At 58.2% G+C, this 25,649-nt stretch carries 27 protein-coding genes and 1 other RNA gene; 14 read left to right on the top strand and 14 right to left on the bottom strand.

What is annotated here, in order from left to right:
* Window positions 1-137: 137 nt before the first annotated feature.
* Entirely contained in the window at window positions 138-1,670 is a 1,533-nt protein-coding gene (locus LC093_RS18380) for a cryptochrome/photolyase family protein (RefSeq protein ID WP_226668293.1), read from the bottom strand.
* A 65-nt stretch (window positions 1,671-1,735) separates the two neighbouring features.
* Window positions 1,736-2,884: an acyl-CoA dehydrogenase family protein gene (locus LC093_RS18375; RefSeq protein ID WP_226668291.1), complete on the bottom strand. Its 1,149-nt coding sequence runs from the start codon at window positions 2,882-2,884 to the stop codon at window positions 1,736-1,738.
* Window positions 2,885-3,099: 215 nt separating this feature from the next.
* On the opposite strand from LC093_RS18375, the gene LC093_RS18370 reads away from it, so the two are divergent.
* Window positions 3,100-4,356: an OmpA family protein gene (locus LC093_RS18370; protein ID WP_226668286.1), complete on the top strand. Its 1,257-nt coding sequence runs from the start codon at window positions 3,100-3,102 to the stop codon at window positions 4,354-4,356.
* Window positions 4,357-4,412: 56 nt separating this feature from the next.
* On the opposite strand, the gene LC093_RS18365 is transcribed toward LC093_RS18370, so the two are convergent.
* Window positions 4,413-5,498, bottom strand: a complete 1,086-nt coding sequence (locus LC093_RS18365; protein WP_226668284.1) for an AraC family transcriptional regulator — start codon at window positions 5,496-5,498, stop codon at window positions 4,413-4,415.
* A gap of 176 nt (window positions 5,499-5,674) precedes the next feature.
* Between LC093_RS18365 and LC093_RS18360 the strand changes: the two genes are divergently transcribed.
* Window positions 5,675-6,007: a helix-turn-helix domain-containing protein gene (locus LC093_RS18360; protein WP_226668279.1), complete on the top strand. Its 333-nt coding sequence runs from the start codon at window positions 5,675-5,677 to the stop codon at window positions 6,005-6,007.
* A gap of 20 nt (window positions 6,008-6,027) precedes the next feature.
* Here the strand turns inward: LC093_RS18360 and LC093_RS18355 are convergent, their stop codons facing one another.
* From LC093_RS18355 to rpiA, 3 genes are all read right to left on the bottom strand, one after another.
* Window positions 6,028-6,369, bottom strand: a complete 342-nt coding sequence (locus LC093_RS18355) for a DUF4168 domain-containing protein (protein ID WP_226668275.1) — start codon at window positions 6,367-6,369, stop codon at window positions 6,028-6,030.
* 178 nt (window positions 6,370-6,547) lie between these two features.
* Window positions 6,548-7,171, bottom strand: a complete 624-nt coding sequence (locus tag LC093_RS18350; RefSeq protein ID WP_226668274.1) for a hypothetical protein — start codon at window positions 7,169-7,171, stop codon at window positions 6,548-6,550.
* 19 nt (window positions 7,172-7,190) lie between these two features.
* A complete protein-coding gene (gene rpiA / locus LC093_RS18345; RefSeq protein WP_226668272.1) occupies window positions 7,191-7,868 on the bottom strand; it encodes a ribose-5-phosphate isomerase RpiA in 678 nt (225 codons plus the stop codon).
* A 152-nt stretch (window positions 7,869-8,020) separates the two neighbouring features.
* Here rpiA and ilvA point away from each other — a divergent pair, with 152 nt between their 5' ends.
* Complete coding sequence (ilvA, locus tag LC093_RS18340) at window positions 8,021-9,553, top strand: threonine ammonia-lyase, biosynthetic (protein ID WP_226668270.1); 1,533 nt, start codon at window positions 8,021-8,023, stop codon at window positions 9,551-9,553.
* Window positions 9,554-9,877: 324 nt separating this feature from the next.
* Window positions 9,878-10,018 (top strand): hypothetical protein, encoded by a 141-nt coding sequence (locus tag LC093_RS18335; RefSeq protein WP_226668268.1) that lies wholly within the window; start codon window positions 9,878-9,880, stop codon window positions 10,016-10,018.
* 91 nt (window positions 10,019-10,109) lie between these two features.
* Here the strand turns inward: LC093_RS18335 and LC093_RS18330 are convergent, their stop codons facing one another.
* The 4 genes from LC093_RS18330 to LC093_RS18315 all read right to left on the bottom strand — a co-directional run bounded on the left by LC093_RS18330 (window position 10,110) and on the right by LC093_RS18315 (window position 11,569).
* Window positions 10,110-10,730, bottom strand: a complete 621-nt coding sequence (locus LC093_RS18330) for a 5-formyltetrahydrofolate cyclo-ligase (protein ID WP_226668267.1) — start codon at window positions 10,728-10,730, stop codon at window positions 10,110-10,112.
* A gap of 28 nt (window positions 10,731-10,758) precedes the next feature.
* Window positions 10,759-10,940, bottom strand: a non-coding RNA gene (gene ssrS / locus LC093_RS18325) — 6S RNA.
* Window positions 10,941-11,051: 111 nt separating this feature from the next.
* Window positions 11,052-11,366 (bottom strand): cell division protein ZapA, encoded by a 315-nt coding sequence (locus LC093_RS18320; RefSeq protein ID WP_226668266.1) that lies wholly within the window; start codon window positions 11,364-11,366, stop codon window positions 11,052-11,054.
* Complete coding sequence (locus LC093_RS18315; protein ID WP_226668265.1) at window positions 11,363-11,569, bottom strand: TIGR02449 family protein; 207 nt, start codon at window positions 11,567-11,569, stop codon at window positions 11,363-11,365. Before LC093_RS18315 ends, LC093_RS18320 begins: the two co-directional genes overlap by 4 nt.
* A gap of 357 nt (window positions 11,570-11,926) precedes the next feature.
* On the opposite strand from LC093_RS18315, the gene LC093_RS18310 reads away from it, so the two are divergent.
* The 8 genes from LC093_RS18310 (at window position 11,927) to LC093_RS18275 (ending at window position 19,950) form a co-directional block, all read left to right on the top strand.
* Window positions 11,927-12,499, top strand: coding sequence for a UPF0149 family protein (locus LC093_RS18310; RefSeq protein ID WP_226668263.1), 573 nt, complete (start codon window positions 11,927-11,929; stop codon window positions 12,497-12,499).
* Window positions 12,499-13,833: an aminopeptidase P N-terminal domain-containing protein gene (locus LC093_RS18305; protein WP_226668261.1), complete on the top strand. Its 1,335-nt coding sequence runs from the start codon at window positions 12,499-12,501 to the stop codon at window positions 13,831-13,833. Before LC093_RS18310 ends, LC093_RS18305 begins: the two co-directional genes overlap by 1 nt.
* A complete protein-coding gene (locus LC093_RS18300) occupies window positions 13,830-15,110 on the top strand; it encodes an FAD-dependent monooxygenase (protein ID WP_226668257.1) in 1,281 nt (426 codons plus the stop codon). Before LC093_RS18305 ends, LC093_RS18300 begins: the two co-directional genes overlap by 4 nt.
* A 41-nt stretch (window positions 15,111-15,151) precedes the next feature.
* Entirely contained in the window at window positions 15,152-16,387 is a 1,236-nt protein-coding gene (locus tag LC093_RS18295; RefSeq protein ID WP_226668254.1) for a UbiH/UbiF/VisC/COQ6 family ubiquinone biosynthesis hydroxylase, read from the top strand.
* Window positions 16,388-16,571: 184 nt separating this feature from the next.
* Entirely contained in the window at window positions 16,572-17,621 is a 1,050-nt protein-coding gene (locus LC093_RS18290; protein ID WP_226668251.1) for a rhomboid family intramembrane serine protease, read from the top strand.
* 6 nt (window positions 17,622-17,627) lie between these two features.
* Window positions 17,628-18,788: a hemolysin family protein gene (locus tag LC093_RS18285; RefSeq protein ID WP_226668248.1), complete on the top strand. Its 1,161-nt coding sequence runs from the start codon at window positions 17,628-17,630 to the stop codon at window positions 18,786-18,788.
* Window positions 18,789-18,968: 180 nt separating this feature from the next.
* On the top strand, window positions 18,969-19,256 hold the full coding sequence (locus LC093_RS18280; RefSeq protein WP_226668245.1) for a hypothetical protein: 288 nt from the start codon (window positions 18,969-18,971) through the stop codon (window positions 19,254-19,256).
* A gap of 127 nt (window positions 19,257-19,383) precedes the next feature.
* Window positions 19,384-19,950, top strand: a complete 567-nt coding sequence (locus tag LC093_RS18275; RefSeq protein ID WP_226668241.1) for a CBS domain-containing protein — start codon at window positions 19,384-19,386, stop codon at window positions 19,948-19,950.
* A 30-nt stretch (window positions 19,951-19,980) separates the two neighbouring features.
* Here the strand turns inward: LC093_RS18275 and LC093_RS18270 are convergent, their stop codons facing one another.
* Both LC093_RS18270 and LC093_RS18265 read right to left on the bottom strand, forming a co-directional pair.
* Window positions 19,981-20,658 carry a 2OG-Fe(II) oxygenase gene (locus LC093_RS18270; RefSeq protein WP_226668238.1) on the bottom strand — a complete coding sequence of 226 codons (678 nt, stop codon included), beginning with the start codon at window positions 20,656-20,658 and terminating at the stop codon, window positions 19,981-19,983.
* Between the two features lie 142 nt (window positions 20,659-20,800).
* Window positions 20,801-21,076 (bottom strand): hypothetical protein, encoded by a 276-nt coding sequence (locus LC093_RS18265; protein WP_226668235.1) that lies wholly within the window; start codon window positions 21,074-21,076, stop codon window positions 20,801-20,803.
* A 15-nt stretch (window positions 21,077-21,091) separates the two neighbouring features.
* On the opposite strand from LC093_RS18265, the gene gcvT reads away from it, so the two are divergent.
* Both gcvT and gcvH read left to right on the top strand, forming a co-directional pair.
* Entirely contained in the window at window positions 21,092-22,180 is a 1,089-nt protein-coding gene (gene gcvT, locus LC093_RS18260; RefSeq protein ID WP_226668232.1) for a glycine cleavage system aminomethyltransferase GcvT, read from the top strand.
* 95 nt (window positions 22,181-22,275) lie between these two features.
* Window positions 22,276-22,665 carry a glycine cleavage system protein GcvH gene (gcvH, locus tag LC093_RS18255; protein ID WP_226668230.1) on the top strand — a complete coding sequence of 130 codons (390 nt, stop codon included), beginning with the start codon at window positions 22,276-22,278 and terminating at the stop codon, window positions 22,663-22,665.
* A 115-nt stretch (window positions 22,666-22,780) separates the two neighbouring features.
* Here gcvH and ptsP read toward each other — a convergent pair whose 3' ends face one another.
* Together ptsP and LC093_RS18245 are read right to left on the bottom strand one after the other, a co-directional pair.
* Window positions 22,781-25,060 carry a phosphoenolpyruvate--protein phosphotransferase gene (gene ptsP, locus LC093_RS18250; RefSeq protein WP_226668226.1) on the bottom strand — a complete coding sequence of 760 codons (2,280 nt, stop codon included), beginning with the start codon at window positions 25,058-25,060 and terminating at the stop codon, window positions 22,781-22,783.
* Window positions 25,061-25,144: 84 nt separating this feature from the next.
* Window positions 25,145-25,648 (bottom strand): RNA pyrophosphohydrolase, encoded by a 504-nt coding sequence (locus LC093_RS18245; protein WP_226668341.1) that lies wholly within the window; start codon window positions 25,646-25,648, stop codon window positions 25,145-25,147.
* Window position 25,649 lies beyond the last annotated feature (1 nt).

Below are 25,649 nucleotides of genomic sequence, written 5' to 3'. Positions count from 1 at the left end.
ATTACTCGTCCGTATCAGTGCAACTATTGATACGCATATTGGTGCGTAGCTTGCCAAGTTATAGTTGGCGGTATGTGGATACGTAGAGTGTGCCTGGTTAAGTGGCGCTAATCGGAACGTATGAAGGCGAAGTCGGGTTAGAACGAGTCGGGATTACGGATGATTTGGTGGGCACGCTTTTGCAAGGCTTTCAGCTCCTCCGGGTCCATTTTTTTCAGCAGACTGAGCATCATCGCCATGCGTGGGTTTTCTGCAAAGTACTTGTGCTTTTCAGCGAGGAAGTTCCAGTACAGGCTGTTGAATGGGCAGGCATGTTCACCGGTCTTTTCTTTCACGTCGTAGCAGCAGCCCTGGCAATAATTACTCATTTTGTTGATGTAACTGCCACTGCTGATATACGGCTTGGTGGCAACCTGACCGCCGTCGGCAAACTGGCTCATCCCCCGGGTATTGGTGATTTCTACCCACTCGATAGCGTCGATATAGATTCCCAGATACCAGTCGTCGACCTGATCCGGGTGCACCTGAGTGAGTAAAGCAAAGTTGCCGGTAATCATCAGCCGCTGGATATGGTGTGCGTAGGCGTGCTCCAGGCTGTTCTTGATCGCGTGGTGCAGGCAGTTCATACGGGTTTCTGCTGTCCAGTAAAATGCCGGCAGGTCACGGTGATTTTGCAGGTGGTTTAGCTTTGCGTAACCGGGCATCTCACACCAGTAAACGCCCCGCATATATTCCCTCCAGCCAAGAATTTGCCGAACGAACCCTTCAACCTCATTGAGGGAAATGGTGTTTTTGTTCTGTTGCCAATGATTGATCACGGCATCGATCACTTCACGCGGATGCAGCAGTTTGCAGTTCATGGCAAAGCTGAGGCGGCTGTGAAACAGATAGGCCTCGTCCGGGTCCATCGCATCCTGGAAATCACCAAAGTGCACCAGCAGGTGTGTACAGAAGTGGCGCAGTACTTTCAGGCCGTCTTTCCGGGTTGTGGGCCAGGAAAAGTGTTGCGGGTCGATATGACCGAAGGTTTTCACTTCTGCGCTCTCTATCCGCGCCAGCGTTGTGCGCACATCTTTGCGAAAGCCGCGTTCGTGAGGAATCGCCGGTTTACCTTTCCATTTTTTTCGATTGCTCTTGTCGTAATTCCACTCGCCTCCTACCGGTTCCTCATTTTCCATCAACACATTGTGCTTGCGGCGCATATGTCGATAGAAACTCTCCATCAGCAGGGATTTCTTGCTGTTAAAAAATTGTGCTAGCTCGTCCCTCTGGGTGAGGAAGTGTTCGCTGTCGAAGGCCTGGGTTTCGATACTGAGGTCGTCGGCGAGCTGCTGCAGCTGCTGGTCGAGTCGGTATTCGTCGGGAAGCTGGTACTCAAACTTCTCTATCCCGTGGGTCTGGATCAGGTTGGCGATATTGGTGCCGAGTTTCTGCGTATTGTCAGGATGATCGAGACGGTAGTGGATTACCTGCTTGCCCCGGGATTGGAGCCAGCCGGCAAAGGCTTCCATCGCTTCGAAGAAGGCGGCGACCTTCTGAATATGGTGGCAGACGTAGTCGGTTTCCTGGCGCATTTCCGCAATGAAATACAGGGTCTCCGCGCTGTCGTTGCGGTACCAGGAATGATGGTGGTTGAGCTGGTCGCCCAGGATGAGTCGCAGAGTCTTCACGGTGAGGAATATGCCCGGTAATACATGGGTGCTACCGGGCTATACGTATCGCGCTTCTGATCGGATCAGGAGTCTTTCAACAGGCCTCGCGAGATGATCAGTTTCATGATTTCATTGGTGCCGGCGTAAATACGCTGCACGCGTGCGTCGGCCCAGGCGCGGGCGATGGGATATTCCCACATGTAGCCGAAGCCGCCGTGCAGCTGCATACATTCGTCGAGTAACTTGCACTGGAAGTCGGTGGCCAGCAGCTTGGCCTTGGCTGCGGTGGATACATCGAGTTTTTTGTCGTAATGCAATTCCAGGCAGCGGTCGATGAATACCCGCAGCGCGGTAAGTTCGCTGTCCAGCTCCGCGAGTTTGAACTGGGTGTTCTGGAAGGCGGCAATGGGTTTGCCAAACGCCTTGCGGTCCTTGACGTATTCAATGGTCCAGCCGATGGCGGCCTCGCAGTTGGCGATAGCGTTGACCGCGACACTGAGGCGCTCCTGTGGCAATTCCTGCATTAAATAGATAAAACCCTGGCCCTCGCCACCGAGCAGGTTTTGCTCCGGTACTTTTACATCGTCGAAAAACAGTTCGGAGGTGTCCTGGGCTTTCATGCCCACCTTTTCCAGATTTGTACCTTTTTTGAACCCTGGAGAATCGGCTTCTACCAGCAGCAGGCTGACACCGGCAGCGCCCTCGCCGGGATTGGTTTTGGCGACGACCACGACCAGGTCCGCATGCTGGCCGTTGGTGATGAAGGTTTTGGAACCATTCAATACATAGTGATCGCCGTCTTTGATGGCGCTGGTACGCACGCCCTGCAAGTCTGATCCGGCGCCGGGTTCGGTCATGGCAATGGCGGTGACGATATCACCACTGATACAGCCGGGCAGGTATTTCTGTTTCTGTTCTTCGGTACCGTAATTGACGATGTAGGGCACGGCGATGTCCGAGTGCAGCCCCCAACCGATACCGGTGAGTCCCTGTCGTGAGATTTCTTCATCGACGATAGCGTTGTAGCCGAAATCCAGCTCGAGGCCGCCGTAGGCTTCGGGGACTTGTGGGCAGAGAAAGCCCATAGCGCCGGCTTTGCGCCACAGTTCGCGGTCGACCTGCCCCTCCTTTTCCCACTGGTGATGGTAGGGCGCGGCTTCGGCCTCAAGGAATTTGCGTACGCTGTCGCGAAATTGTTCGTGTTCCTGGCTGTAGACGGTTCTTGGAATCATATGCTGTGCCGATTATTTTTTTGGGAATGATCAGTCCCCCTTAAATTAGCCGAAGTAGCGCGCGCTGTAATGCCGAATTGCGCCGGTTTTCTCCATTGCCATCAGAAATTCTGCTTTATGTTCTAACGCTTATTCTGAAACGGCCTAATCGGTTGTTTTTGGTGCCGTACACTGAGAAGAGTATTTCCGCTGGGTGAAATCGAAGAGGTAAACAAATGGCTGACAATCTATTGGAAATGGCGGTTCGCCATTTGGGTTCTTCAGGACTGGGTGCGCTGGGCAAGGCGTTGGGGTTACCCGATGGCCAGGCCGAGCCCGCATTCACGACCAGCGCGGCCTCGGTCATTGCCGCGATGCTGAACAAAGCTGGCAGTGAGAGCGGGCTTGGCGCGTTGATGAATCTGGTGAATGAGAGCAAGTCCCTGGACCTGTCGTCACCGGCCGATATTTTCGCGGACGCGGGTAAGATGACCAGCCTGCAACAGACCGGTGGCAGCCTGCTTGACGGTATCCTTGGGACCAAGCGCGACGGCGCGATCAATGTACTGGCTTCCGCACTGGGATTGAACAGTACCAAAAGTGGCAGCCTGCTGCGTATTGCAGCACCGGTTGTGATGTCCTTGATCGGCAAGCTGGTGAAGAGCAAGGGGCTCAATATGGGTGGCCTTGCCGCGCTGTTGCTGGGGCAGAAAGCGCATGTTCGTGACAAATTGCCCCCGGGCTTCCTGAAAGAGCTCGGCGTGGCCAATCTGGATGAACTTGCCGAGCGCACCGTGGTGGAAACCACACCGCGCGAGAAGGTACACGCGGCGGCTCCTCCGCCACCGGCGCGCAAAGGCGGCATCGGAAAGTGGCTGTGGCCCCTGTTAATTGCGCTGGGGGTTCTTTGGGCACTGAACATGTGTGCCAAGAAAGAACGGCTGGATGATGGAACGGGTGCGGTAATCGAGCAGAAAGAAGAAGTGATTGTCGACGAGACCCCGACCGAGCCCATGGAAACCGCGCCGGACACCGGACCAGTGGAACCCATGGGGACTTCCCCGGTTCCGCCGACGACCGATGAAGCCATGGTGGATTTCGGAACGGCATTCCGTGAGTACCTGGCCAATGCGCAACGGGATCCAAACCGTGAATTCGCCCTGCACATCGAATTCCCCACCGATGGCAGCATGCCCAATGCAGAATCTCTGCCGGACGTGCAGACGCTGATCAAAATCATGCAGGAGTTCCCTGGCCTCGCCATTGCGCTGGAAGGTCATACCGACTCCTCAGGCGATGCGGCGGCCAACCAGAAACTGTCTGAATCCCGGGCCCAGGCCGTGATGAAGATGCTGACGGATGCCGGAATCGATACGAGCCGGGTAACCGCGAGTGGTATGGGATCTTCCAGCCCGATCGCGGACAACACCACGGAAGAGGGTAAGCAGAAGAACCGCCGTATCGCGGTGAAGGTAACCAGCTTCAGCGAGTAACGGTTGCTCTCCCTGAAAAAGAAAAAACCCGCGGCATGCCGCGGGTTTTTTTATGGCTAATTCCGGAATTTTTCCCGGTAGGCACCGGGTGCGAGCCCGGTCCACTTTTTGAAGGCGCGGTTGAACGCGCTGGGTTCTGAGAACCCGAGTCGCTCGGCGATTTCCGCCACTGCGGTTTCCTGCTGCTTCAGCTGATACATGGCCATATCGCGGCGCACGGAATCCTTAATGTCCTGCCAGCTATTGCCTTCGTCTTTGAGTCGCCGGCGCAGGGTTTGCGGCGACGTGAACAGGCGCTCGGCCACATCATCGAGGGACAGGTTCTCGATACTGTTGTCGCTCTGCAGCATACGGCGTATGCGACCGGTGAAGCTGTTGTCCGACTTGTACTGGGTCAACAGGCACTCCGGCGCGCGGGAGAGGAATTCGGAGAGCTGCTGAGCATCGCGCACCAGTGGCATGTTCAGGTAGCGGGTGCTGAATACCAGGCAGGTCTCCTGCTGGTGGAAATAGTGCCGGCAGGGGAACATATCGTTGTATTCCTCATCGTAATCCGGCGGCGGGAAAGCGAGGTGTACCCGTTCCAGCAAAATGGTGCGATCAATCAGCCAGCTGAAAAAGCGCAGCCAGATCACCGCGAGGGATTCGACGAAGTTCTGGTTCGGCAGCTGTTTGGCGTTGCCGTGATGGAAGATCAAGCGCGCCTCTTCGCCATCTTCCACCAGCTTGATGTGCAGGTCGTCGCTCACCATGCAGACGAAGCGGCTGGAACGGAGCAGGGCGCGGCGGAGATTGGGGCAGCCGAGCACCGCATGCCCCATCATGGCAAAGGTACCGGGTTGCCAGGGGCGAACAAGGTATCCACCGGTTTCGTCACCCAGCAGGTCCCACAGTTTGCGCAGCAGGCGCGCGACCTGTTCGCGGCCAACACGCGCGTCCGGTTCGGCACTGCTTGCCGGGTCTATGTCGGCATCGCGCAGCAGCTGTTCGCAGTCAATGCCAGCGGCGCGGGCGCCCACAAGATGTGCATGCACAGTGGCAGCCAGAATCCCCTTCTGTGGATGGGGGGCCTGTTGCTCTTCTGGCTCTCCGATACTCGCGGCAGTATCCATATTGATACCTGGCTGAGTTTCTGTCTCCATGGTCACGCTTTCCGGCTAATTTTTTGACTCTCATCGGCCTGCGGGATTATGCAAAAAGGTGCATAAAAAGTCCCGTGTCACCGGGAGGGGGTGACCGGCGGCTTGGTGTGATGTGACCAATCCGTGCTAAAAATGCGGGAAAGCGTATCCGTAGTATCTCTAAAAGGGAGTGAAACTTGAGTCAGACACCTACTGCTTTGAACCCCACCATTTGCCGGCGGCTGCTAATCACCTACCTGATCGAGCAGCTGCCAAAACCCAATAACCCCGCGCTGGAGGAGGTTACTGGCTGGCCGCGTCGTACTGTACAGGACATCATTGCCAAGGGCTTGCCCGGGCACGGTACCCGCGTGATTTTTGTCCAGGAAGGGGTCCGTAATAACGACGGCTACTACGCGCTGGAGGACTGGGGGTCTATTGATCGGGAGTGGGTATACAAACACCTGAGCGGTATATGCGAGGCGCTGGAGCTGGCGCCGGATAATGTGCCGGCGCCGCAGGAAGCATAAGCGGGGGTGGGACGGCCGGCTTATTGGGCCGGGGCATCCCGCTGCAGGATACTGTTGACCTGCTTCAGCAGTTCCGGATCCGAGCGCAGCTGCTCGGCAATGGACTGGTACTCTTCTTTGCTCAGGCCGGCGCCCTGAACGGCGGAAAGCATTTTGGCCTGGGCTTCCACGTTGATCGCTTCTGCGGCAGCGGCATCGGCAGCGCTTTTCAGTTTGGGGGCGTATTCGCGGCTGAGATCCACGATTGCACGATAGGCATCGGCAAATTTTTCAAGCTGCGCCTGGCTGACGGATTCGGCAAATGCACCGCTAGCGCCGAGCAGCAGTGCAAGGGCCGCGCTGTAGAAAATGTTTGGCTTCATGAGCACCTCTCGATTGTTCGGGTAAAACGCATCTGTGCGTGGCGCACGCCCAGCGTCTTGTGAGGGCTACAGAGCCTTGTCGAAATGCGGCTGCAAAGCTGCTGTCTGCAAAGGGTAGACGCTATTGGATTCTGCTTGCGCCTTTTGCCGCCAGACTGCAAACCCGTTGACCAGGTTCTCAGAACAGGCCGAGAAACTTTTTGCGCTTTTTCAGTGACGCCTCGCAACTATTGAGTTGCCGCTGGTAACTCTGGGATCGCGCAGAAACTTTGTGCGCTACGTTCTGGAGCCATTTTTTGCTGCGGTACGTACGGCGGTTAAAGCCTCCCTGCCCCTCATGGTAGGCGAGGTACAGGTGGTAGGTGTCATTGGGCTTGATACGGCACTGGCGCTGGCTGGTGTTGTGGTACCAGCCCACGAAGTCGATGGCGTCGGCAAAGTCATCGCGGTCCGCGCCGTAGCTGCTGGTGGCGCGCTGGTAGCCGCGCCAGGTGGTGCCCAGCGCCTGGGCATACCCGTAGGCATCGGAGGGGCGGGGGCCAGGGAAAATCCACAGGATTTTGGTGCGCGGCGGCTTGGCGTCGTGCACGAAGCGGGATTCCTGATGCAGGGTCGCCATCATCGTGGCAATGGGGGTGTTCCATTTACGTGAGGCTTTGGCTGCGTCGTGATACCAATCGTCTTTCTCGCGGAATATTTCGCAGAGATCGTCGGTATTGCTGGGCGGTGTGGTTGCGCAGCCCGCCGCCAGGAGGGGCAGGGCGAGCAGCGCAAGCTTGAACTTTTTATTGTTGTAAAGCATCTGTCTCGATCTGGTTACGTCACACTTTGGATTTTATCGTCTTAACACCATCGGCGGTGCCCAGCAGCAGGATATCGGCCGGGCGCGCTGCAAACAGGCCATTGGTGACCACACCGGTGATGTTGTTGATGGCCGCTTCCAGCTCTATGGGTTTGGCAATCTGCATATTGTGCACATCCAGAATCACATTGCCGTTGTCGGTCAGTACACCTTCGCGGTAAACCGGATCGCCGCCCAGCTTCACCAGTTCACGGGCCACATAAGAACGCGCCATGGGGATGACTTCAACAGGCAGCGGAAAATCACCCAGTACCTTCACCCACTTGCTCTCATCGGCAATACACACAAATTCGTCGGAACAGGCGGCGACAATCTTCTCGCGGGTGAGGGCAGCGCCGCCGCCCTTGATCAGCTCCAGCAGCGGGTTGGTTTCGTCCGCACCATCCACGTACACGCGGATGCTGTCTACGGCATTGAGATCGTATACCGGGATACCGTGGGACTTGAGCCGCTCGGCAGAGGCTTCGGAGCTTGCTACGGCACCATCGAACAGGCCTTTTTTCTCGGCCAAAAAGTCGATGAAGAAGTTGGCTGTGGAGCCGGTGCCGACGCCGACAATGGTTTCGGCCTCCAGCATAGGGGTGATGTATTCCACGGCGGCACGGGCGACATCGCGCTTGAGTTGATCCTGGTTCATGGGAGGTTCTACGTCCTTTTGTGCAATTTCTGCTATCGAAATATCATCTTTCGAATATTTTTTCGCGCAAAAACGGTTTTAAAGTGGCTTTGCTGCTGTCTAGAGATTAGACTGGCTGGCTTTCAGTAATCTATTGGCTGCCGATTTCTGTCATGCCCAAGTCCTATATCAAGCGCATTTTAGACGCGCGTATTTACGATGTCGCCACCGAAACCCCGCTGGAGCCGATGCGCCAGCTGTCGCATCGCACAGGTAACCGCATTCAACTGAAGCGCGAAGACCTGCAGGCGGTGTTCTCCTTCAAGATTCGTGGTGCCTACAACAAACTGCTGCAATTGCCGCAGGAGCAGCGCGCGCGCGGTGTTATTGCGGCTTCGGCCGGCAATCATGCCCAGGGGCTGGCAATGGGCGCTCAGCAGCTGGGTATTCGCGCCACCATCGTTATGCCTTCCACTACCCCTGCCATCAAGGTTAATGCAGTACGCATGCGCGGTGCGGAAGTGGTGCTGCATGGCGACACGTTTGACGAGGCCGCGACGCGGGCGAAGGCGTTGGTGGAAGAGCGCGGTCTGGTGTTTGTGCATCCCTATGATGACCCGGATGTGATCGCGGGACAGGGCACTGTGGCCATGGAACTGCTACGCCAGCAGCCGGGCAACCTCGATGCGGTGTTTATTCCCGTGGGCGGTGGTGGCCTCGCGGCCGGTATGGCGGCTTATATCAAGTATGTTCGCCCCGGGATCAAGGTGTACGCGGTGGAACCGGAAGACGCCGCCTGCCTGAAAGCGGCCATGGATGCGGGCCACCGGGAGCGCCTGCCGCAAGTGGGCCTGTTTGCCGACGGTGTTGCGGTGGCGCAGATTGGTGAGGAAACCTTCCGCGTGTTGCGCGAAACCATCGATGGAGTCATCACGGTGACTACCGATGAGATCTGCGCGGCGATCAAGGATATCTTCGAAGACACCCGCTCCATTGCCGAACCGGCCGGCGCCGTAGGGCTGGCGGGGTTGAAGAAATATATCGAAGAGACGGGTTGCCAGAATCAGGCCCTTGCCACTGTGTGCAGCGGCGCCAATACCAATTTTGACCGCCTGCGCTATATCAGTGAACGCACCGAGATAGGCGAGAAGCGCGAGGCGGTGCTGGCGGTGACAATCCCGGAGAAGCCGGGCAGTTACCTGCAGTTTTGCCGCGACCTGGGCGACCGCTCCATTACGGAATTCAACTACCGCTATGCCGGTGGCGACGGCAATGGCGGCGAGGCGCATATTTTTGTCGGTATGCAGGTGACGACGGATGCCGATCGTCAGCAACTGGTACGACAACTGGCCGAGCTCGATTACCAGGTGACGGACCTCACCGACAATGAGATGGCGAAACTGCATATCCGCCACCTCGTCGGTGGCCGTGCGCTGGGGGTGGAGAACGAAGTCGTCTACCGCTTCGAGTTCCCGGAGCGCCCGGGAGCTTTGCGCAACTTCCTGGAGCAGCTGGCGGGGCGCTGGAATATCACCCTGTTCCACTACCGCAACCACGGTGCCGCTTACGGGCGGGTACTGGTGGGTCTGGAGGTGGCGGAAGCCGAGCGGCCCGCACTGAGGGCACTGCTGGATCAGCTGCACTATCCGTTCTGGGATGAGACCGAGAATCCGGCTTATCGCTTCTTTTTGGCCCGTGGGGCCTGATTGGGACTGATGCACGCACCAACGTGGCGCAAGAATGGTGCGCCACTTGTCAGAGGTTGCGGCGAGTAGATCACAGCGGGCGATCTGTCGAACTTGCAATTCCTGAAATGTGAGCTTTCTCTCAAAATAAAAAACTTGACGGGTTACTATTTGGCCACTGATCGAGTATCTTTTAACCGGTTGCTGTTGCTGCAAATCTTTTGCGAAGAGGCCAGAACTTTTCGCTCAGGTGCAGTCTAACGCTCCGGACCGGCGGCGCAGATCGTCGGCAGATACCAAAAGATTCGAAAACTACAAAAATTCGAAATTTACAGGATGGTCCCCATGAAGCCCGATGCATTGACACTCGCTGTAGTTGTCTTTGTCGCGGGGGTGTTGCTGAGTAGTGCCGGCCTCACAGAGGTATTTTCCTCTGACGAGGAAGAAGCTCCGGCGGCGCTTCAGCAGGGCGTGGTTACTCGTTAACCCCGCAGCCCGCGCGTAGAAATACCAAAAAAGCCGAACCTCAGGGTTCGGCTTTTTTGGTATTGGGGTAGCGGCTTTTTGCTGGTGATGGCTAATCGCAGTGGTACAGCCGCTGGTCGGTGGCGACCATGGCGAGGGGGATGTCCCAGTTATCCACAGGCAGTTTATCCACGCATTGCAGCTGGTGTGCAGTACCAATCAGTCTGGGGCCACAGCCGGGCATACGGTGCTTGAAGGCAAAGGTGCGGTCATAGAGCCCTGCGCCCATGCCCAGGCGGCCGCCTTCCGGATCGAACGCGACCAGCGGCATCAGAACCACGTCGAGGAAGTGTGGTGCGCGTAACTGGCTGCGGGTTTTGCCACTAAGCGGCTCGGGAATTCCATAGCGGTTGCGGAAACACAGCGCTTCACCATACCAGCGGTGGAAAGCCAGCTGTTGCCTCGGGCGCCGCGGCAGCACCGGCAGGTAGAACTTCTTGTCTGGAAAGCGCGCGAGCAGGTGTCGCAGATCCACTTCACCATCCATCGGCCAGTAAATCCCGATATGTTGCGCCTGTTGCAGTTCGGCACTCAGTGCCAAACGGTTGCACAGACGGCGGCTGGCGGTGCGTTGCTGGTAGGTGTTCAGGGCGCGGCGCGCGGTGCGCATCAGGCGGCGCAACTGGGCTTTGGGCATCGCGCCAGCAATCGGTTGGGTGTGGAAATCCGGCATCGGTCAGGTGCGCGCAGAAAGGAAGATAAAGAGCCCCGGGAGATGCGGCTGATGACGTAGCCTTGAACCGTAAGGCTCAAGGTGGTGGTTCCCGCGATGCATTAGGCTTTCCGCTACATGGCGGACTTGCACACCAGCACCCGCTGGAAACCTCCAGGGTGATATTATCGGCTCGAGGACATAGTCAACTGGCCAACACTCCAGGGCATACGAAGTATAACGCCTGGGGCTATAAAAGGCTAAATGGCTTTGCCCGGAAAAATTGCTCCGGGCGCTAATGTCAAGGGAATGCCGATGCCGCGGCAGGGCGGGAGAAGAGAATCAGGACTCGTCAAATTTGCTCAGGGCGGCCTGCACTTTTTCATGCAGGCGTTCAATCATCTGTTCTTCCACGGGCTGCCGGGCAAGCTCGGCCTTGGCCTGAATCAGTTCGTGGGCAATATTGAGCGCGGCCATCACGGCGATACGCTCGCCGCCAATCACCGATCCGCTGTTACGGATTCGGGCCATGCGTTCATTAAGCAGCTTGGCGGACGCCTGCAGGCCGGTCTGCTCTTCTTCAGAACAGGCAACGCGATACTCCTTGTCGAGTATGGTCACGGCCACGGTGGCGGTATTCAGGGGTTTGCTGCTCATTGGTTTTCTTGGTTCAGCCCTTTCAGGCGGTTGATCATGGTTTCAACCCGGCTGCGGGCCGCTTCGTTGTTCTGTATTAACCGTTGGCGTTCGCGTTGCCACTGACCCTGCTGTTCACGCAGTGCGCGGTTGTCGGCGGCCAGCTGCTGAACCTGGTCGATCAGCGTGTCCAACTTGAGTTCCAACGCCTGTATTTTGTCCATAATTCCTGCGTTTTCGATTCGCCGCGAACCCCTGCGGCTGATGTCGGGCAGGGTCGCCGGCAACGGGGACTACCTGCGGGCGGCGGCGTGCCTTGTTTTGCTGCGCCGGCCATCAGTCATTCTCAATCAATCGTGCAACAAATGTGCGGTGAGGTAGCTTATACCTGTGCCACGACTGTCAGCGCCGGGCGATTCCGCTACTATATTGCTGGCGTATTAGAGGGTCAATTGCCCCGCGCGATGTTGCTCGACACAAATGTATCAGTTTGTGGAAAAATCGCACGTAAGCACACCCCGGTTGAGACGTCTGTAGTGTTTTGTCTCGACCGCCTGTTTCGAATTCATTAGGAGTAGATTATGGCTGCAGCGGATAGCCTGTTTGACGATCTCGCCAGCCAGATCCTGGCAGCCGGCGGAAAAATAGGTCCCAGCGAACTGCACGGATTTATTTGCGGCCTGCTCAGCAGCGGCACGCGCCCGGATAAAGCGCGCTGGCAGAAGGAACTTGTCGAGTTCCTGGACCTGGATGCGATTCCTGCCGACCTCCAACGGAATGCCGTCCTGCTCGCCGATAATAGCCTGAAAGCGCTTTCAGGTAGCGATTTTTCATTTCAGCCATTGCTGTCAGAGAGTGATGAGCTGGCGGAAAAAGGCCGGAGCCTGTGTCTCTGGTGTGAGGGGTTCCTACACGGTTTCGGCGTTGGTAAGTACGCTAGCGACCTGCTGCCTACCAGTAGTGAGGCACTGAAAGACCTCACCGAAATTGCCCAGCTGGATGCCGAGCAGATGGAAAATAGCAAAGAGCAGGAAGCGCAGCTGTTTGAAGTTCAGGAGTATGTCCGGATGGCCGCGCTGAATATTTTTGTAGAGTGCAATGGCCCGGGCGGTGACACCGCGGCATCGCCAGATGGCGGACACACGGTGCACTGATGACAATCTCCCGCGCGGAATATGTACGCCGTCGGCAACGCTTGCTCGAGGCTTTACCGGAAAACAGCCTGGTCATCGTGCCTTCGGCGCGGGAGCAACTGCGTTCCCGCGATACCTATTTCCCCTTTCGGCAAGACAGTGACTTCAGTTATCTGACAGGTTTTGCGGAGCCCGAGTCGCTGTTGGTCATGATGCCTGGCCGGCAGCAGGGGGAATCGCTGCTGTTCTGTCGCGAACGGGATACAGAAAAAGAAATGTGGGATGGCCCGCGTATGGGGCCGGAACAGGCGGCGGAAAACTGTGGCCTGTGTGACGCTTTCCCGATAGGCGACCTGGATGACATCCTGCCGGGCCTGATGGAAGGGCGGTATTACATTTATTACACCACCGGGCGTTTCCCGCAGCTGGACCGTCGCCTTCAGGGTTACCTCTCTGCAATTGCCAACGCGCCGGGAAGTAGTGGAGCGCCGGAGATCGTCAGTCTGGATCCGTTGCTGCACGATCTGCGGTTGTTCAAGAGTGCGGCAGAAATCCGTCTGATGGCACGTGCCGCGGAAATCAGTGCGCAGGGCCACTGCCGCGCGATGGCTGCGTGTAAACCGGGGTTGTCGGAATATCATCTGGAAGCTGAATTCCTGCACAGTTGTATGGCGGCGGGAGCGCGCGAGCTCGCTTACCCGAGCATTGTGGGTGGCGGCAACAACGCGTTGGTAATGCACTACTGCAGCAACAGTGCGCCGCTGAAAAGTGGTGACCTGGTGTTGATGGACGCGGGCTGTGAGTACCGTGGTTACGCGGCGGATATCACGCGTACATATCCGGTTAATGGCCGTTTCAGTGGTGCGCAAAAAGCGGTTTACGAGATTGTGCTTGCCGGCCAGCAGGCCGCTATCGACAACATCGTGGCAGGGAATGACTGGGACCAGCCTCATCTGGCGAGTGTCGAGGTGATCACCGAAGGGTTGAAGGATATCGGGTTGCTGCAGGGGGATCTCAGTGGACTGATCGAGTCAGGCGCATACCGGCGTTTCTATATGCACCGGGTCGGGCACTGGCTGGGTATGGATGTACACGATGTCGGTGACTACAAGGTGCATGGCCAGTGGCGGCAGCTGGAAGCGGGCATGGTGATGACCGTGGAACCGGGCATTTATATTCCCGCGGCTGACGACCGGGTGCCTGCGAAATTCCGTGGTATCGGTATTCGTATTGAAGACGATGTTGCGCTGCTAAAAGGTGGCCCGCAGGTATTGTCGTCAGCTGCGCCGAAAACTGTGGCTGATATTGAACACCTGATGCGTGCAGGTGACCTGGTTCAGGAGGCTCTGTTGTGAGCGCGAAAGGCTGTGATGTAAACGCTGAAGGCTCTGATGTGGAAACTGTAGATGTAGCCATCGTTGGCGGTGGTATGGCCGGGGCTTGTCTGGCCCTGTTGTTGTCACACCACTGTCCCGGGTTGAAGGTCGCACTGCTGGAAAAACACGAATTGCGCGAGCCCGGCAGCGCTATTGAATTGCCGAGCTTTGATACCCGCGCTACGGCCATTGCCGCCGGAAGCCTGCAGGTATTTGATCAGCTCGGATTGTGGTCCGAGGTGCGCGACTTTGCTGCGCCGATCCGCCGGGTCGAGGTGTCGGATCGCGGCCACTCACTGGGCGTATCCCTCGATGCCGGACGCGAGCAGCGGGCCAGCTTTGAGGGCATGCTCGGTGCGGTCATCGAAAACGCGGCACTGGGCCCGGCCCTGTATCGCGCACTGTCTGCCACAGCGACCCGGATCCTGGCACCGGCGGATGTCTCCGCGGTTGTGGTGAATCCTGCGGGCGCCTGCCTGAGCTGGAAGGATGGCCAAGGGAGCGAACAACCGCTGCAGGCGGGGCTGTTGGTTATTGCCGACGGCGTTGGTTCGCCGCTATGTCACAGCCTCGGTATCGAAACCAGTGAAGTGCATTACCAGCAGCGCGCGCTGGTCACTACTGTTGGTCTTCAGCGCGATCACGGCGGCGTTGCTTTCGAGCGTTTTACTGATACCGGGCCAATGGCATTACTGCCACTGCCAAAACGCGACGGCGTGCATCGCGCAGCGCTGGTATGGACCTGCGAGGAGGCTGATGCGGACCGGGTAACGGGTTTGCCAGAGCGCGAGTTTATTGCCGAACTGCAAAAGGCGTTCGGCTGGCGGGCCGGGCGTATCCTGCGGGCAGGTACGGTGCACGGTTACCCGCTCAAATTATCGCTCGCCCGCGAACAGGTGCGACGCAGCATCGCGCTGGTGGGCAATTGTGCGCACTTCCTGCACCCGGTAGCCGGGCAGGGGTTCAATCTCACCCTGAGGGACTGCGATGGGCTGGCGCGAACGCTGGCTGCGCACCAGACGGAGATTGCCAGCGGGCAACTTTCCGCCGGAGAGCTAGACTTAATGCAGGCTTACTGGCGCGAACGTCAACTTGATCAACAACTCACGATTGGTTTCAGTGATCGTACGCCCCCCCTGTTCGCGGCACGCAACCTGTTTGCGCAGGGGCTGCGGCAGGCGGGGCTGATGGGATTGACCCTGGCGCCCCCATTGCGATCTGGCTTCGTGCGCCAGGCGGCGGGCCTGGGCATTTAACTGAAATACGGCATCGGATAAGAACCGGAGAGCAACGGCCTATGAACAGACAGCGGATGGATATCACCATCGTTGGCGGCGGTATGGTGGGCATGGCGCAAGCAGCTCTACTGGCCGTGCGTCACCCTCAGCTGCGAATTTCGCTGCTGGAGGCGTCGGAGATCGAACCGCAGGTTAAGCCGGATGCTTACGATGCCCGTGTGGTCGCACTGACAGAAGCTTCCAGAGATCTGCTGGAAGAAGTTGGGGCCTGGCAGCTGATTGCCGGCAAACGCGAGTGCCCCTATACCCAGATGCGGGTGTGGGACGCCGAAGGCACCGGTTCCGTGTGGTTTGATTGCCGCGATGTCCAGATGCCAAATCTCGGCCATATTGTGGAGAACAATGTGGTGCTGGCCGCATTGCGAGAGCGTATTGAGGCGCTGCCCAATGTCGATCTCGTGACCGGTTTTAAACTGGAAAGCTGGTGGCGTGACTGCGGTCTGTGGCACCTGCAGGCCCGCGACCAGAACCACGATGCCATTGACGGCCTGAATGAGGCGCCGCCAGTGCTGACCACGCGGCTGTTAATCGGTGCCGATGGCGCGCGCTCACGGGTGCGGGATATGTTGCGTATCCGCACCCGGGATGTCGAGTACAAGCAGACCGCTCTGGTCTGTGTAGCGCGCTGTGAACAGTCCCATCAGTTCACGGCGTGGCAGCGCTTCCTGTCCACCGGGCCACTGGCGTTCCTGCCACTCTCCGGCCTCGGCGATGACAATCACTGTGCCGTCGTGTGGTCCGCCGACGACGAACTGGCCCGGGAACTGGTGATGCTGGATGACAAGGCATTTGCCCTGAACCTGGAAAAGGCATTTGAAAGCCGTCTTGGCACGGTGGAGTTTGTTAGTGAGCGCTTCTCGTTTGCGCTGCGAGCGCGTCATGCCGAGGCCTACTATGGGCCGGGCGCGGCGCTGATCGGCGATGCCGCGCACAGTATTCATCCGCTTGCGGGGCAGGGCGTCAACCTCGGATTTATGGATGTGCGTGTATTGACGGAAGAGGTTGATCGCGCACTCAAACGCGATCTGAACCCGTCTCATGCTTCCGTACTGGCGCGCTATCAGCGTCGCCGCAAAGGGGAGAATGCCGCAACTTTGAAAGCCATGAGTACGTTCAAATCCCTGTTTGGCGCCGGTGATCTGCACTGGCGCTGGTTGCGCAACACCGGCCTCAGCATGGTGGATGCGAGCCCGCTGCTGAAAAAGCGGATCATCATGCGCGCCATGTCTGTGTAATGCTTTGTCGCACGCGCGGCTATCCAGACCGCGCTTTTTTACCTTCGTCGCGCCCCATCTCAGCAGCCGGCTATTCCGGTTTTTCCCGGCTCGCTGCGCAAAAATTTGTTAGAGTCCTCGCACACGTAAAACATCGAAATCAGACCGCTGCGACTGCAGTGGCTGGCGCTACAGGGGTGCAGTGTTGAGCGATTGGGTAACAGTCTACGAATTTCCCTTGCAGGATGACCTCTCGGCAGTGGCGGCGTTTATTCGCCGCCACCAGCTGCCGATGCGAATCAGCGAAGAGCGCAATCACCAGTGCGTCGCCACTCTGGCGCCGCAACTGGCCGAGCCAATGCGACAGCTGCTACAGCGCTGGCACGCGGGCGAGGTGGATCTCGAAAAGATTTCGGTGCACGTCTACGAAGAGCAGCCATCGGATATGCAGCCCCCGGACCTGCAAGGCTCTGATGTCGCTCAGTCCACGGGAAAGAGTGTCGCAGGAGACCCCGCAGGCCCGGTTGATACAACTTCCCGGCAAGAGCCGGTATCCGGCGAGCCCAGTATCAGCGAAGTTCCGTATTCTGTGATTCCCCAGTGGCGCCTGGGCCAGACTCCGGTCAGCCTGTTGCTTATCGTTCTGTGCTTTATTGGCTGGGCTTTATTAAGTCAGGGCTGGGTCAAGGGCCTGGTGATTTTTCCCCAGCAGGCGGGTGACTTCGATTTTGGTCAATCTTCCCTGGCTGCACATCTGGCTCAGGGGGAGTACTGGCGGTTGTGGTCGCCAGCGATGGTGCACTTCTCCCTGCCACATGCGCTGTTTAACAGCCTGGGTATCTGGATTGTCGGCCGTTCCCTGGAGGCGCGTGCGGGCTCCTGGCTGTTTGCTTTGCTGGTATTCATCAGTGCGCCGGTTTCCAACCTGGTCCAGTATTTCTGGTCGCCGCAGGTACTTTTCGGGGGAATGTCCGGGGTGGTCTACGCACTTGTCGGAGCGGCGTTTGTCGTCCAGCGCTGGGTACCGGGCTGGCGGGATGTGCCGCCTTCCCTGATCTGGGTGGCGGTGATATGGCTGCTGGTGTGTATGAGCGGTGTGGTGGATTATTTCATTTCCGGAGGCATTGCCAACGCCGCCCACATTGCCGGTTTTGCCTCGGGCCTGATCCTCGGCCTGCTATTTTGCCTGGCCGGCGGTGCTCGACGCTTCGCCCCGCAAGCGCGGCCAGTAAAAAACGCGCGAGAGACTTTCTGATACCCCATGTTGCTACTGGTTATTTACGTCCTGATTGCACTCGGTTTTTCCTTCCTGTGTTCCATTGCCGAGTCCGTCATCCTGAGTGTCACCCGGCCGTACATCAGTTTGCTGGAGCGGGAGGGGCAGCGCGCGGGGCGCGTGTTGCGGCAGTTGAAGGATGATATCAACGCGCCGCTGGCCGCAATCCTGACCCTGAATACCGTTGCCCATACCGCTGGCGCTGCTGGTGCCGGTGCGCAGGCCGCTGCAGTATTTGGTAGCCACTACCTGGGAATTGCCTCCGCGATCCTGACTCTCCTGATCCTGGTGTTTTCCGAAATCATTCCGAAAACCCTGGGCGCGCTGTACTGGCGCCAGCTGGCGCCCGTCACCGCTTATTGCCTCCGATACCTGGTTTGGGTTCTGAAGCCATTTGTGTGGCTGTCGGACTGGCTCACGCGTGGGCTCACACGCGGGCCGACGCTGACCGGGTTCAGCCGCGAAGAGTTTGCTGTGATGGCCGAGCTAGGGGAGGCCGAGGGCCAGCTGGAGCGTCACGAAACCAGTATTCTCCACAACCTGTTTTTTACCCTGCGCAACCATTCTGTGCGCGAGGTGATGACACCGCGGACAGTGGTCTTTTCCCTATCGCGGGATATGACCGTTGGTGATGCTTACGGTGAAGTGGAAAAGAGCCGCTTTTCCCGTATTCCGATCTACGAGCAGGATGACCCAGAGCTGGTGGTGGGGTTCGTGCTCAAGCAGGACCTGCTGCTCGCCTATGCACGCGGCGAACACGACCGTCAGTTGCGAAGCCTGAGCCGCGACTTGTTGATGTTGCCGGAAACCGCGGCGATCTATCAGGTATTCCACAAAATGCTGTCGCGGCGGGTGCAGATCAGTGCGGTTGTGGATGAATACGGCAGTCTCGAAGGGTTGGTAACACTGGAAGATATTCTCGAAACCCTGCTCGGGGAAGAGATTGTCGACGAAGCGGATAAAACCCCGGATCGGCAGGAGCTGGCCAAGCGCCTGTGGCGCTGGCGTTCCAAGCGTTACGGTTTGCGGGTGGATGAGTCCGCCCAGTCGGAACAGGATGAGGAGGAGCCTCAGGAGGCCCTGCAGCGCAAGATCGGCGACGTCTTGAAAGGTGACGGTGATACCGATAAGCCTGAAGACCAGTAGCCGGGGGAACATTGCGGCCGCGGTATGCTCCAATGAACGTGCTTCATAACGGGAGTCTGGTGCAGGCAGGTGGCACTCAGGCGATAAATGCCTGCCATTCGTCGCAGGACACTTGAAAAATACCCGTGGCGGGCAGATAAATGAGTAAAGGGAAAAACTAATTCGAATGAGCGAATAAACGTGCGCCTTGGAATCCTGCTGATACTACTGCAATCCATGTTGCTCTGTGCCGAAGGTCGCGCAGAGCCGCTGGTATTGCAGCTGGATAATGCAGACAAGCAGATAAGCGCACTGTTGCAGGATCCCGACTCGTCGTCGGCCGATGAGTGTGATCCGCACCCTGTTCCTACCCCGCAGTTGCAATTACCTGTTGCTGCAATTGCGGGTTTTCCCGTTGCTCCTGCCGAACTCCTCTTTTCTCAAGTGCGCGCTGCGCACACCATTCGCGGGCCGCCGGCCTCGCAATAATTTCTCCAACTTTTCCAAAAACAGAATTTGACCTGGCGATTTTCCAATTGGATTGCCCGGGCCACAGAAGTTTGGGCTGCAATTGCGCGATCTATTCGCGCACGCCCGAAAAAAGAGAATTATTGCTATGAAGAAACTCAGTCTCACCCCGCTGCACGATACAGACAAGCTGGTATTTCCGGAGGAGTTTGATGAACTGTCACTGGACTCCCCGGCACTGCATTTCGTCACGGACTTCAAGCTGCATCACCCGTCGATCCTGACAGCTTCCGTATCGGCGATGGATGCGGCGCAGGTTCTGCGCACCGGCCACCTGAATTCGGTACTGGTTATGGATCATCGCGGGGATTTTATTGGTTTGCTGACGGTAGAGGACGTTGCCCCGCAGCGGGTGATGCAATATGTCGCGGCGGGAATCAGCCGCCATGAGCTCACCGTCGGTGACCTGATGCGTACCCGCGACCGGCTGCAGCTCCTCAGTTATTCGGAGCTGCAACGGGCGTCTATTCGCGATGTGCTGGCGACACTACGCAGCGGTGGTCAGCGCCACTGTCTGGTGGTGGATACCGACCAGCATCATGTGCGGGGGATTATCAATGTGGATGAGGTTGCCGCACGCCTGCATATGGAGTTCCCGATTGAAACCCCGGCAAATATCGCTGAGCTCATGCGGTCTGTCACCGCCATGCACTGATTATCCAGATGCACCACGGGCCCGACCCGCTTAGCGGGCCGGGTCGATGTTTTCACCGAGGCTGTTGTTGACCCGGAACCAGCCGGTAACGCTGTAGCGGGACCGGTTGCTGGTCAGTACCTCGTGAGGGAAATCTTCAGACAGGAAGACCACCATCTGCCCGAAACGCGGGGCGACTTTTTCGATCACCTCGTCACTGTCGGGCGCGTAAATCTGCAGTTCTCCCCCGTCTTTCGGCTGCCAGTTGGGCGTCAGATACAGAACGGTACTGACGATACGGTTGGTACCGCCTTTAAAGGCATCCACGTGTTTCTTGTAGTAGCTACCGGGCTCGTACCGGGCGTAGTGGCACTCGTAGTCGAACAGGCCAAGGAAAAGCCGCCGGTTCAGCCCCAGGCGCAGGTTTTCCGCCCACTCCAGATAGGCTCCTACCGCGGGGTTGCTCTTGTCGAGCCAGAAAATCTCATCGGTGCGCACAAACTGGTTCAGCTGGTGATCGCCTTCGCGGCCAATACCGGCACTCTGGAAGCGTGTGCGGTCGATCGAACGGAAGTGGCGTAATAAAGCACCCAGCAAGGCCGGGGGCAGCGGTGCCGGCAATACAATGTAGCCGGGACCGCGCAGGGCGGTTGCGATGCGGTCGAGCGGGTCGTCACCGTCGGGGCCGCGGCGCCAGAGATCTTCCGCCGCAGAATTCAAAATGTTCAATAAGGGTAAATCCAAATCGGAGGCCAGGGTGGCCGCTGACGGGTAGGGTATGCCGCGCGAGGGATGCCTGAGGCGGTCTGGCGCTATTTATACTGCCTGTTTTCTGATCGCGCCAGCTGTAATTGGCATATTTTGTCGGGGGCTACAGGTAGGCGCTGGCGGTCTCGCCGGCGGCCGGAGTGGCAATATTGAGGAGGCGGCATGTCGGGTACACCTTGTTGGCTAAAAATTGTGCCAGAAGCCTGTGAGCTGGCGCCTTGTTCTTCCTGACGGTAAATACATAAAATTTTTCACTGTTGCTGCTAGTCTTTGCAGAGTGTTGCCATCTGGCATCTCCTGTTCTGCGGCCGTTAGAATACGCCGCCATAAATTGCCGCTGAACGCCTTGAGGCAAAGTGGCATAAGAGAACACTTTCATACTTCGGGAATCAAAATGGGAAACAAAACGGCACTGTACGATGCCCATGTCGCTATGGGCGGCAAAATGGTGGATTTTGGCGGCTGGGACATGCCTCTGCACTACGGCTCCCAACTGGATGAGCACCACAAAGTGCGTAAAGAAGCCGGCATGTTTGATGTTTCCCATATGACTGTCGTCGATATCGACGGCGCAGGTGCGACCGATTACCTGCGCAAGCTGGTTGCCAATGATGTGGCCAAGCTGGCCGGCAATCCGGGCAAGGCGCTGTACACCGGTATGCTCAATGAAAAGGGCGGCGTGGTGGACGACCTGATCGTTTACTTCCGCGACCCGGGCTACCGTGTGGTTGTAAACTGCGCCACCCGCGAAAAAGACCTGGCGTGGATGAACCAGCAGGCGCAGGATTTTGACGTAACCCTGACCGAGCGTCCGAACCTGGCAATGGTTGCCATCCAGGGGCCGCTGGCGCTGGAGAAGGTCAAGGAAGTACTGGGTATCGACTGGACCGCTGCCATTGATGGGCTCAAGATCTTCCAGAGCTTTGCGCGTGGCGACTGGTTCATTGCCCGCACCGGTTATACCGGTGAGGATGGCCTTGAAATTATGCTGGCGAATGAAGACGCGAGTGGATTCTGGCAGGCGCTGGCGGATGCGGGGGTTGCTCCTTGCGGACTGGGCGCACGTGATACTTTGCGCCTTGAAGCTGGCATGAACCTGTACGGCCACGAGATGGATGATGACACCTCTCCGCTGGAAGCCAATATGGGCTGGACCATCAGCTGGGAGCCGGCGTCTCGGGACTTCATCGGCCGCGAGGCTTTGGAAGCGCAGAAACAGGCCGGCGTGGAGAACAAGCTGGTCGGACTGGTGCTGGAAGAGCGCGGTGTTTTGCGTGCTGGCCAGTCTGTAGTAGTGGACGGCACTGAACGTCAGGGTATCATCACCAGCGGTACTTTCTCACCGACCCTCGGCTACTCCATTGCGATGGCCCGGGTACCGGTCAGTGTTGGGGACACCGCGCAGGTGGAGATCCGCAAAAAACTGGTTCCGGTACGGGTGGTGAAGCCGAGCTTCGTGCGTAACGGCAAGTCTCTGGTGTAAGCGCTGCCAGACATACCTGGCACCACGGCACCGATTTTTCTGAATTCTGATTTATTTGCATACACTGTTTAGCAGTTATTTTGAGGGAAACGCTCATGAGCGAGATTCGCAGCGAACTGAAATACGCTTCCAGCCACGAGTGGGCTCGTCTGGAAGAAGACGGCACTGTCACTGTAGGGATCAGCGACCACGCCCAGGATGCCCTGGGTGATGTGGTTTACGTGGAAACACCGGAAGTGGGCGCGACCCTGTCTGCCGGTGAAGAAGCAGGTGTTGTTGAGTCCGTAAAAGCGGCCAGCGATATCTACTCGCCGATCTCCGGTGAAGTGGTTGCGGTGAACGAGGCTCTGGAAGACGAGCCGGAAACCGTTAACTCCAGCCCGTACGATGATGGCTGGTTCTACCGCATCAAGCCCAGTGACGAAAGTGAGCTGGACAAGCTGCTGGACGCGGAAGCGTACAAGGCGGAAAGTGACGAGGGCTAATTGCCATCGGCGCACGCCAGAAAAAACGCCGGGCTCAGCCCGGCGTTTTTGTTTCTGCAGGGACTGTCTCGCTTGTGGCGATCATTGCCTTCGCAGCCCCGTGTTCGTACTTTGGTTACTTGTCTGAGTCCGCTTCAGTCTGCTGTGGCTGTACCAGTGCCTTGAGCCCCAGGTCCTGCAGATAACCGTGCAGTTTTTCTTCAATCTGCTCCGGGCTCTCCATCTTCAGGACATGTTGCAGCAGTCGGTCGAGCTCAGATTTATTCACTTCCCGCAGTGCGGCTTTAACCCGCGGTAGGTTGGTTGCGTTCATGGATAGCACGTCGTAGCCCATGGCTACCAGCAACAGGGCACCGCCGGGGTCACCGGCCAGCTCGCCACAGATCCCAACTTTGGTATTGGTTTCGTGGCCCGCTGTGACCACCTGCAGCAGCGCTTGCAGCACTGCGGGGTGGAAGCTGTGGTAGATACTCGCTACACGGCTGTTGTTGCGGTCGACCGCCAGCAGGTACTGGGTCAGGTCGTTACTGCCCACCGACATAAAATCCACCCGCGCCGCCAGCTCCCGGGCCTGGTACACCGCGGAGGGGACTTCTATCATGATCCCGAGTGGTGGACGCTGGATCGCGTATCCCTCGTCCAGTAATTCGTCGTAGGCCCGGTCGACCAGTTTGCGCGCCGCTTCCAGCTCGCTCACGCCACTGATCATCGGCAGCATGATGCGCAGGTTGTCGAGACCGAGACTGGCTTTCATCATCGCCCTTACCTGGGCGAGGAAAATTTCCGGGTGGTCCAGGGTGACGCGGATACCGCGCCAGCCGAGAAACGGGTTGGTTTCTTCGATCGGGAAATAGGTCAGGGCCTTGTCGCCACCGATATCCAGGGTGCGCATGGTAACGGGGCGCGGAGCAAACGCCTGTAGCTGCTCGCGGTAGATCTCGCGCTGCTCTTCTTCCGACGGAAAGCGGTCACGGAGCAGGAAGGGGACTTCGGTACGGTACAGGCCTACGCCTTCCGCTCCACGCTCAAGGGAGCGCACTACATCCGCCATCAGCCCGGTATTTACCCACAGGCGTATTCGGTGGCCATCGGCGGTTTCGCAGGGAAGTTTCGCCAGGTGATCGAGATTGCGGGCGAGCTCGCGTTCCTCTTCGACGATGGCGTCATAGCGGCGCTTCAGTTCCGGCCCGGGGTGAATATGCAGCTCGCCACGGTAGCCATCGACTACCAGATCGGCACCGTCGATCTGCTCCCACGGCAACTCCTGAGCACCCAACACTGCAGGCAGCCCCATGGCCCGGGCAATGATGGCTACATGGCTGTTGGCGGAGCCTTTCACTGAAACCAGGCCGGCGAGCTTGCTGGGTGGCACATCCGCGAGGACCGCAGCGGTCAGTTCTTCACCCACCAGAATGGTGTTTTCCGGATAGTCCCGCTGGCTCTGTTGTTGCTGGCGCAGGTGCATCAGCACTCGTGCTCCCAGGTCACGCACATCGGCGGCGCGATCGCGGAAGTAAGAGTCAGACATCGCCTCGAAGCGCCGCACATGCTCCAGCATTACCTCCGCCCACGCGCGGCTGGCGGTGACCTGCTGGCGAATACGCTCGCACACTTCAACGGCAATGGAGTTGTCGTCGAGCATGCTGATGTAGGCATCGAACAGGGCGCGTTCTTCCTTGTTCAGGTTGTCCTTGAGCTTTTCTCCCACCGCGCGTATCTCGTCCCGCGCTGCGGCGAGAGCCTCCTGGAATAGCTCCAGCTCAGCATCCACATCGGTACTGAACGCAAAAGGCACGGTAGCCAGGTTGGCGGGCGGGGCAACGATATGGGCGCGACCGATGGCAACGCCAGGGGAGGCGGCGATACCGCCAAATTTGGCTTCGTTGCGCTGCTGGCCAATGGCGGCGAGGGCGCCGGTGGCTTCGGCATGTGCGATTACCCCGGCCAGCTGGGCGGACAGGGTGACGAGGAACGCTTCTTCGCCCTCGTCAAAGCGGCGCTTTTCCGCCTGCTGGATGACCAGTACGCCGAGTACATTGCGGTGATGAATGATGGGGGTGCCGAGAAAGGCGGAGAATCGCTCTTCGCCGGTAGCGGGGAAGTACTGGAAAGCGGGGTGGGCTTCGGCCTGCTCCAGGTTGATGGGTTCCTCGCGGGTAACCACGTTACCCACCAGGCCTTCGCCGGGGGCCAGGAAAACCTGCCCGACCGCATCCTGGTTCAGGCCCTGCGTGGCCATCAACACATAGTTACCGGTTTGCTTGTCACGCAGGTAAACCGAGCAAACCTTGGTTTTCATGACCTCCCGAACACGCCGGACAATGATATCCAGCACCGAGGGCAAATCCCGGGCGGTGTTGACCTCCTGAACGATGCTACGCAGTGATCCGAGCAAATTGGCTTCCTCGCCGAGTGTCTTTGGCTCCGGCGCACGGCCGGAGAGCGCTGGCGGCCTGAGACGGCCGCGGCGCTGGCCGGGTTAGCGGTCGCGCTGCAGCCAGCGTCTTTCCAACTGTAATTGCGTGGGCGCCAGCTCCGTGAGTGCGCGCCGATAGACCTCCCGCTTGAAGGTCACCACTTTGGTCAGGGGGTGCCAGTAAGTCACCCAGCGCCAGTGGTCGAATTCCGGTTTGTAGCCGTTATTGAAGCTGATGTTGCTCTCTTCGGCGTTCAACTGCAGCAAATACCACTTTTGCTTCTGGCCGATACACAGTGGCTCCGAGCGTTTCCGCACCAGGCGCTGTGGCAGCCGGTATCGCAGCCAGCCTCGGGTAGAGGCCAGCATGGTGACCTGGCTGCGGGTCAGCCCGATTTCTTCATACAGCTCCCGGTATAACGCCTGTTCCGGGGTCTCGCCCGGATTGATGCCGCCCTGGGGAAATTGCCACGCGTCTTTGCCTCCAACCCTGCGCGCCCAGAGAGCCTGGCCGCGCTCGTTCACAACAATGATGCCGACATTGGGGCGGAAGCCTTCACTGTCGATA

This window comes from Microbulbifer aggregans, assembly GCF_020524005.1.
GTDB lineage: Bacteria > Pseudomonadota > Gammaproteobacteria > Pseudomonadales > Cellvibrionaceae > Microbulbifer > Microbulbifer aggregans_A.
This window is presented reverse-complemented; position numbering and strand designations above follow the sequence as displayed.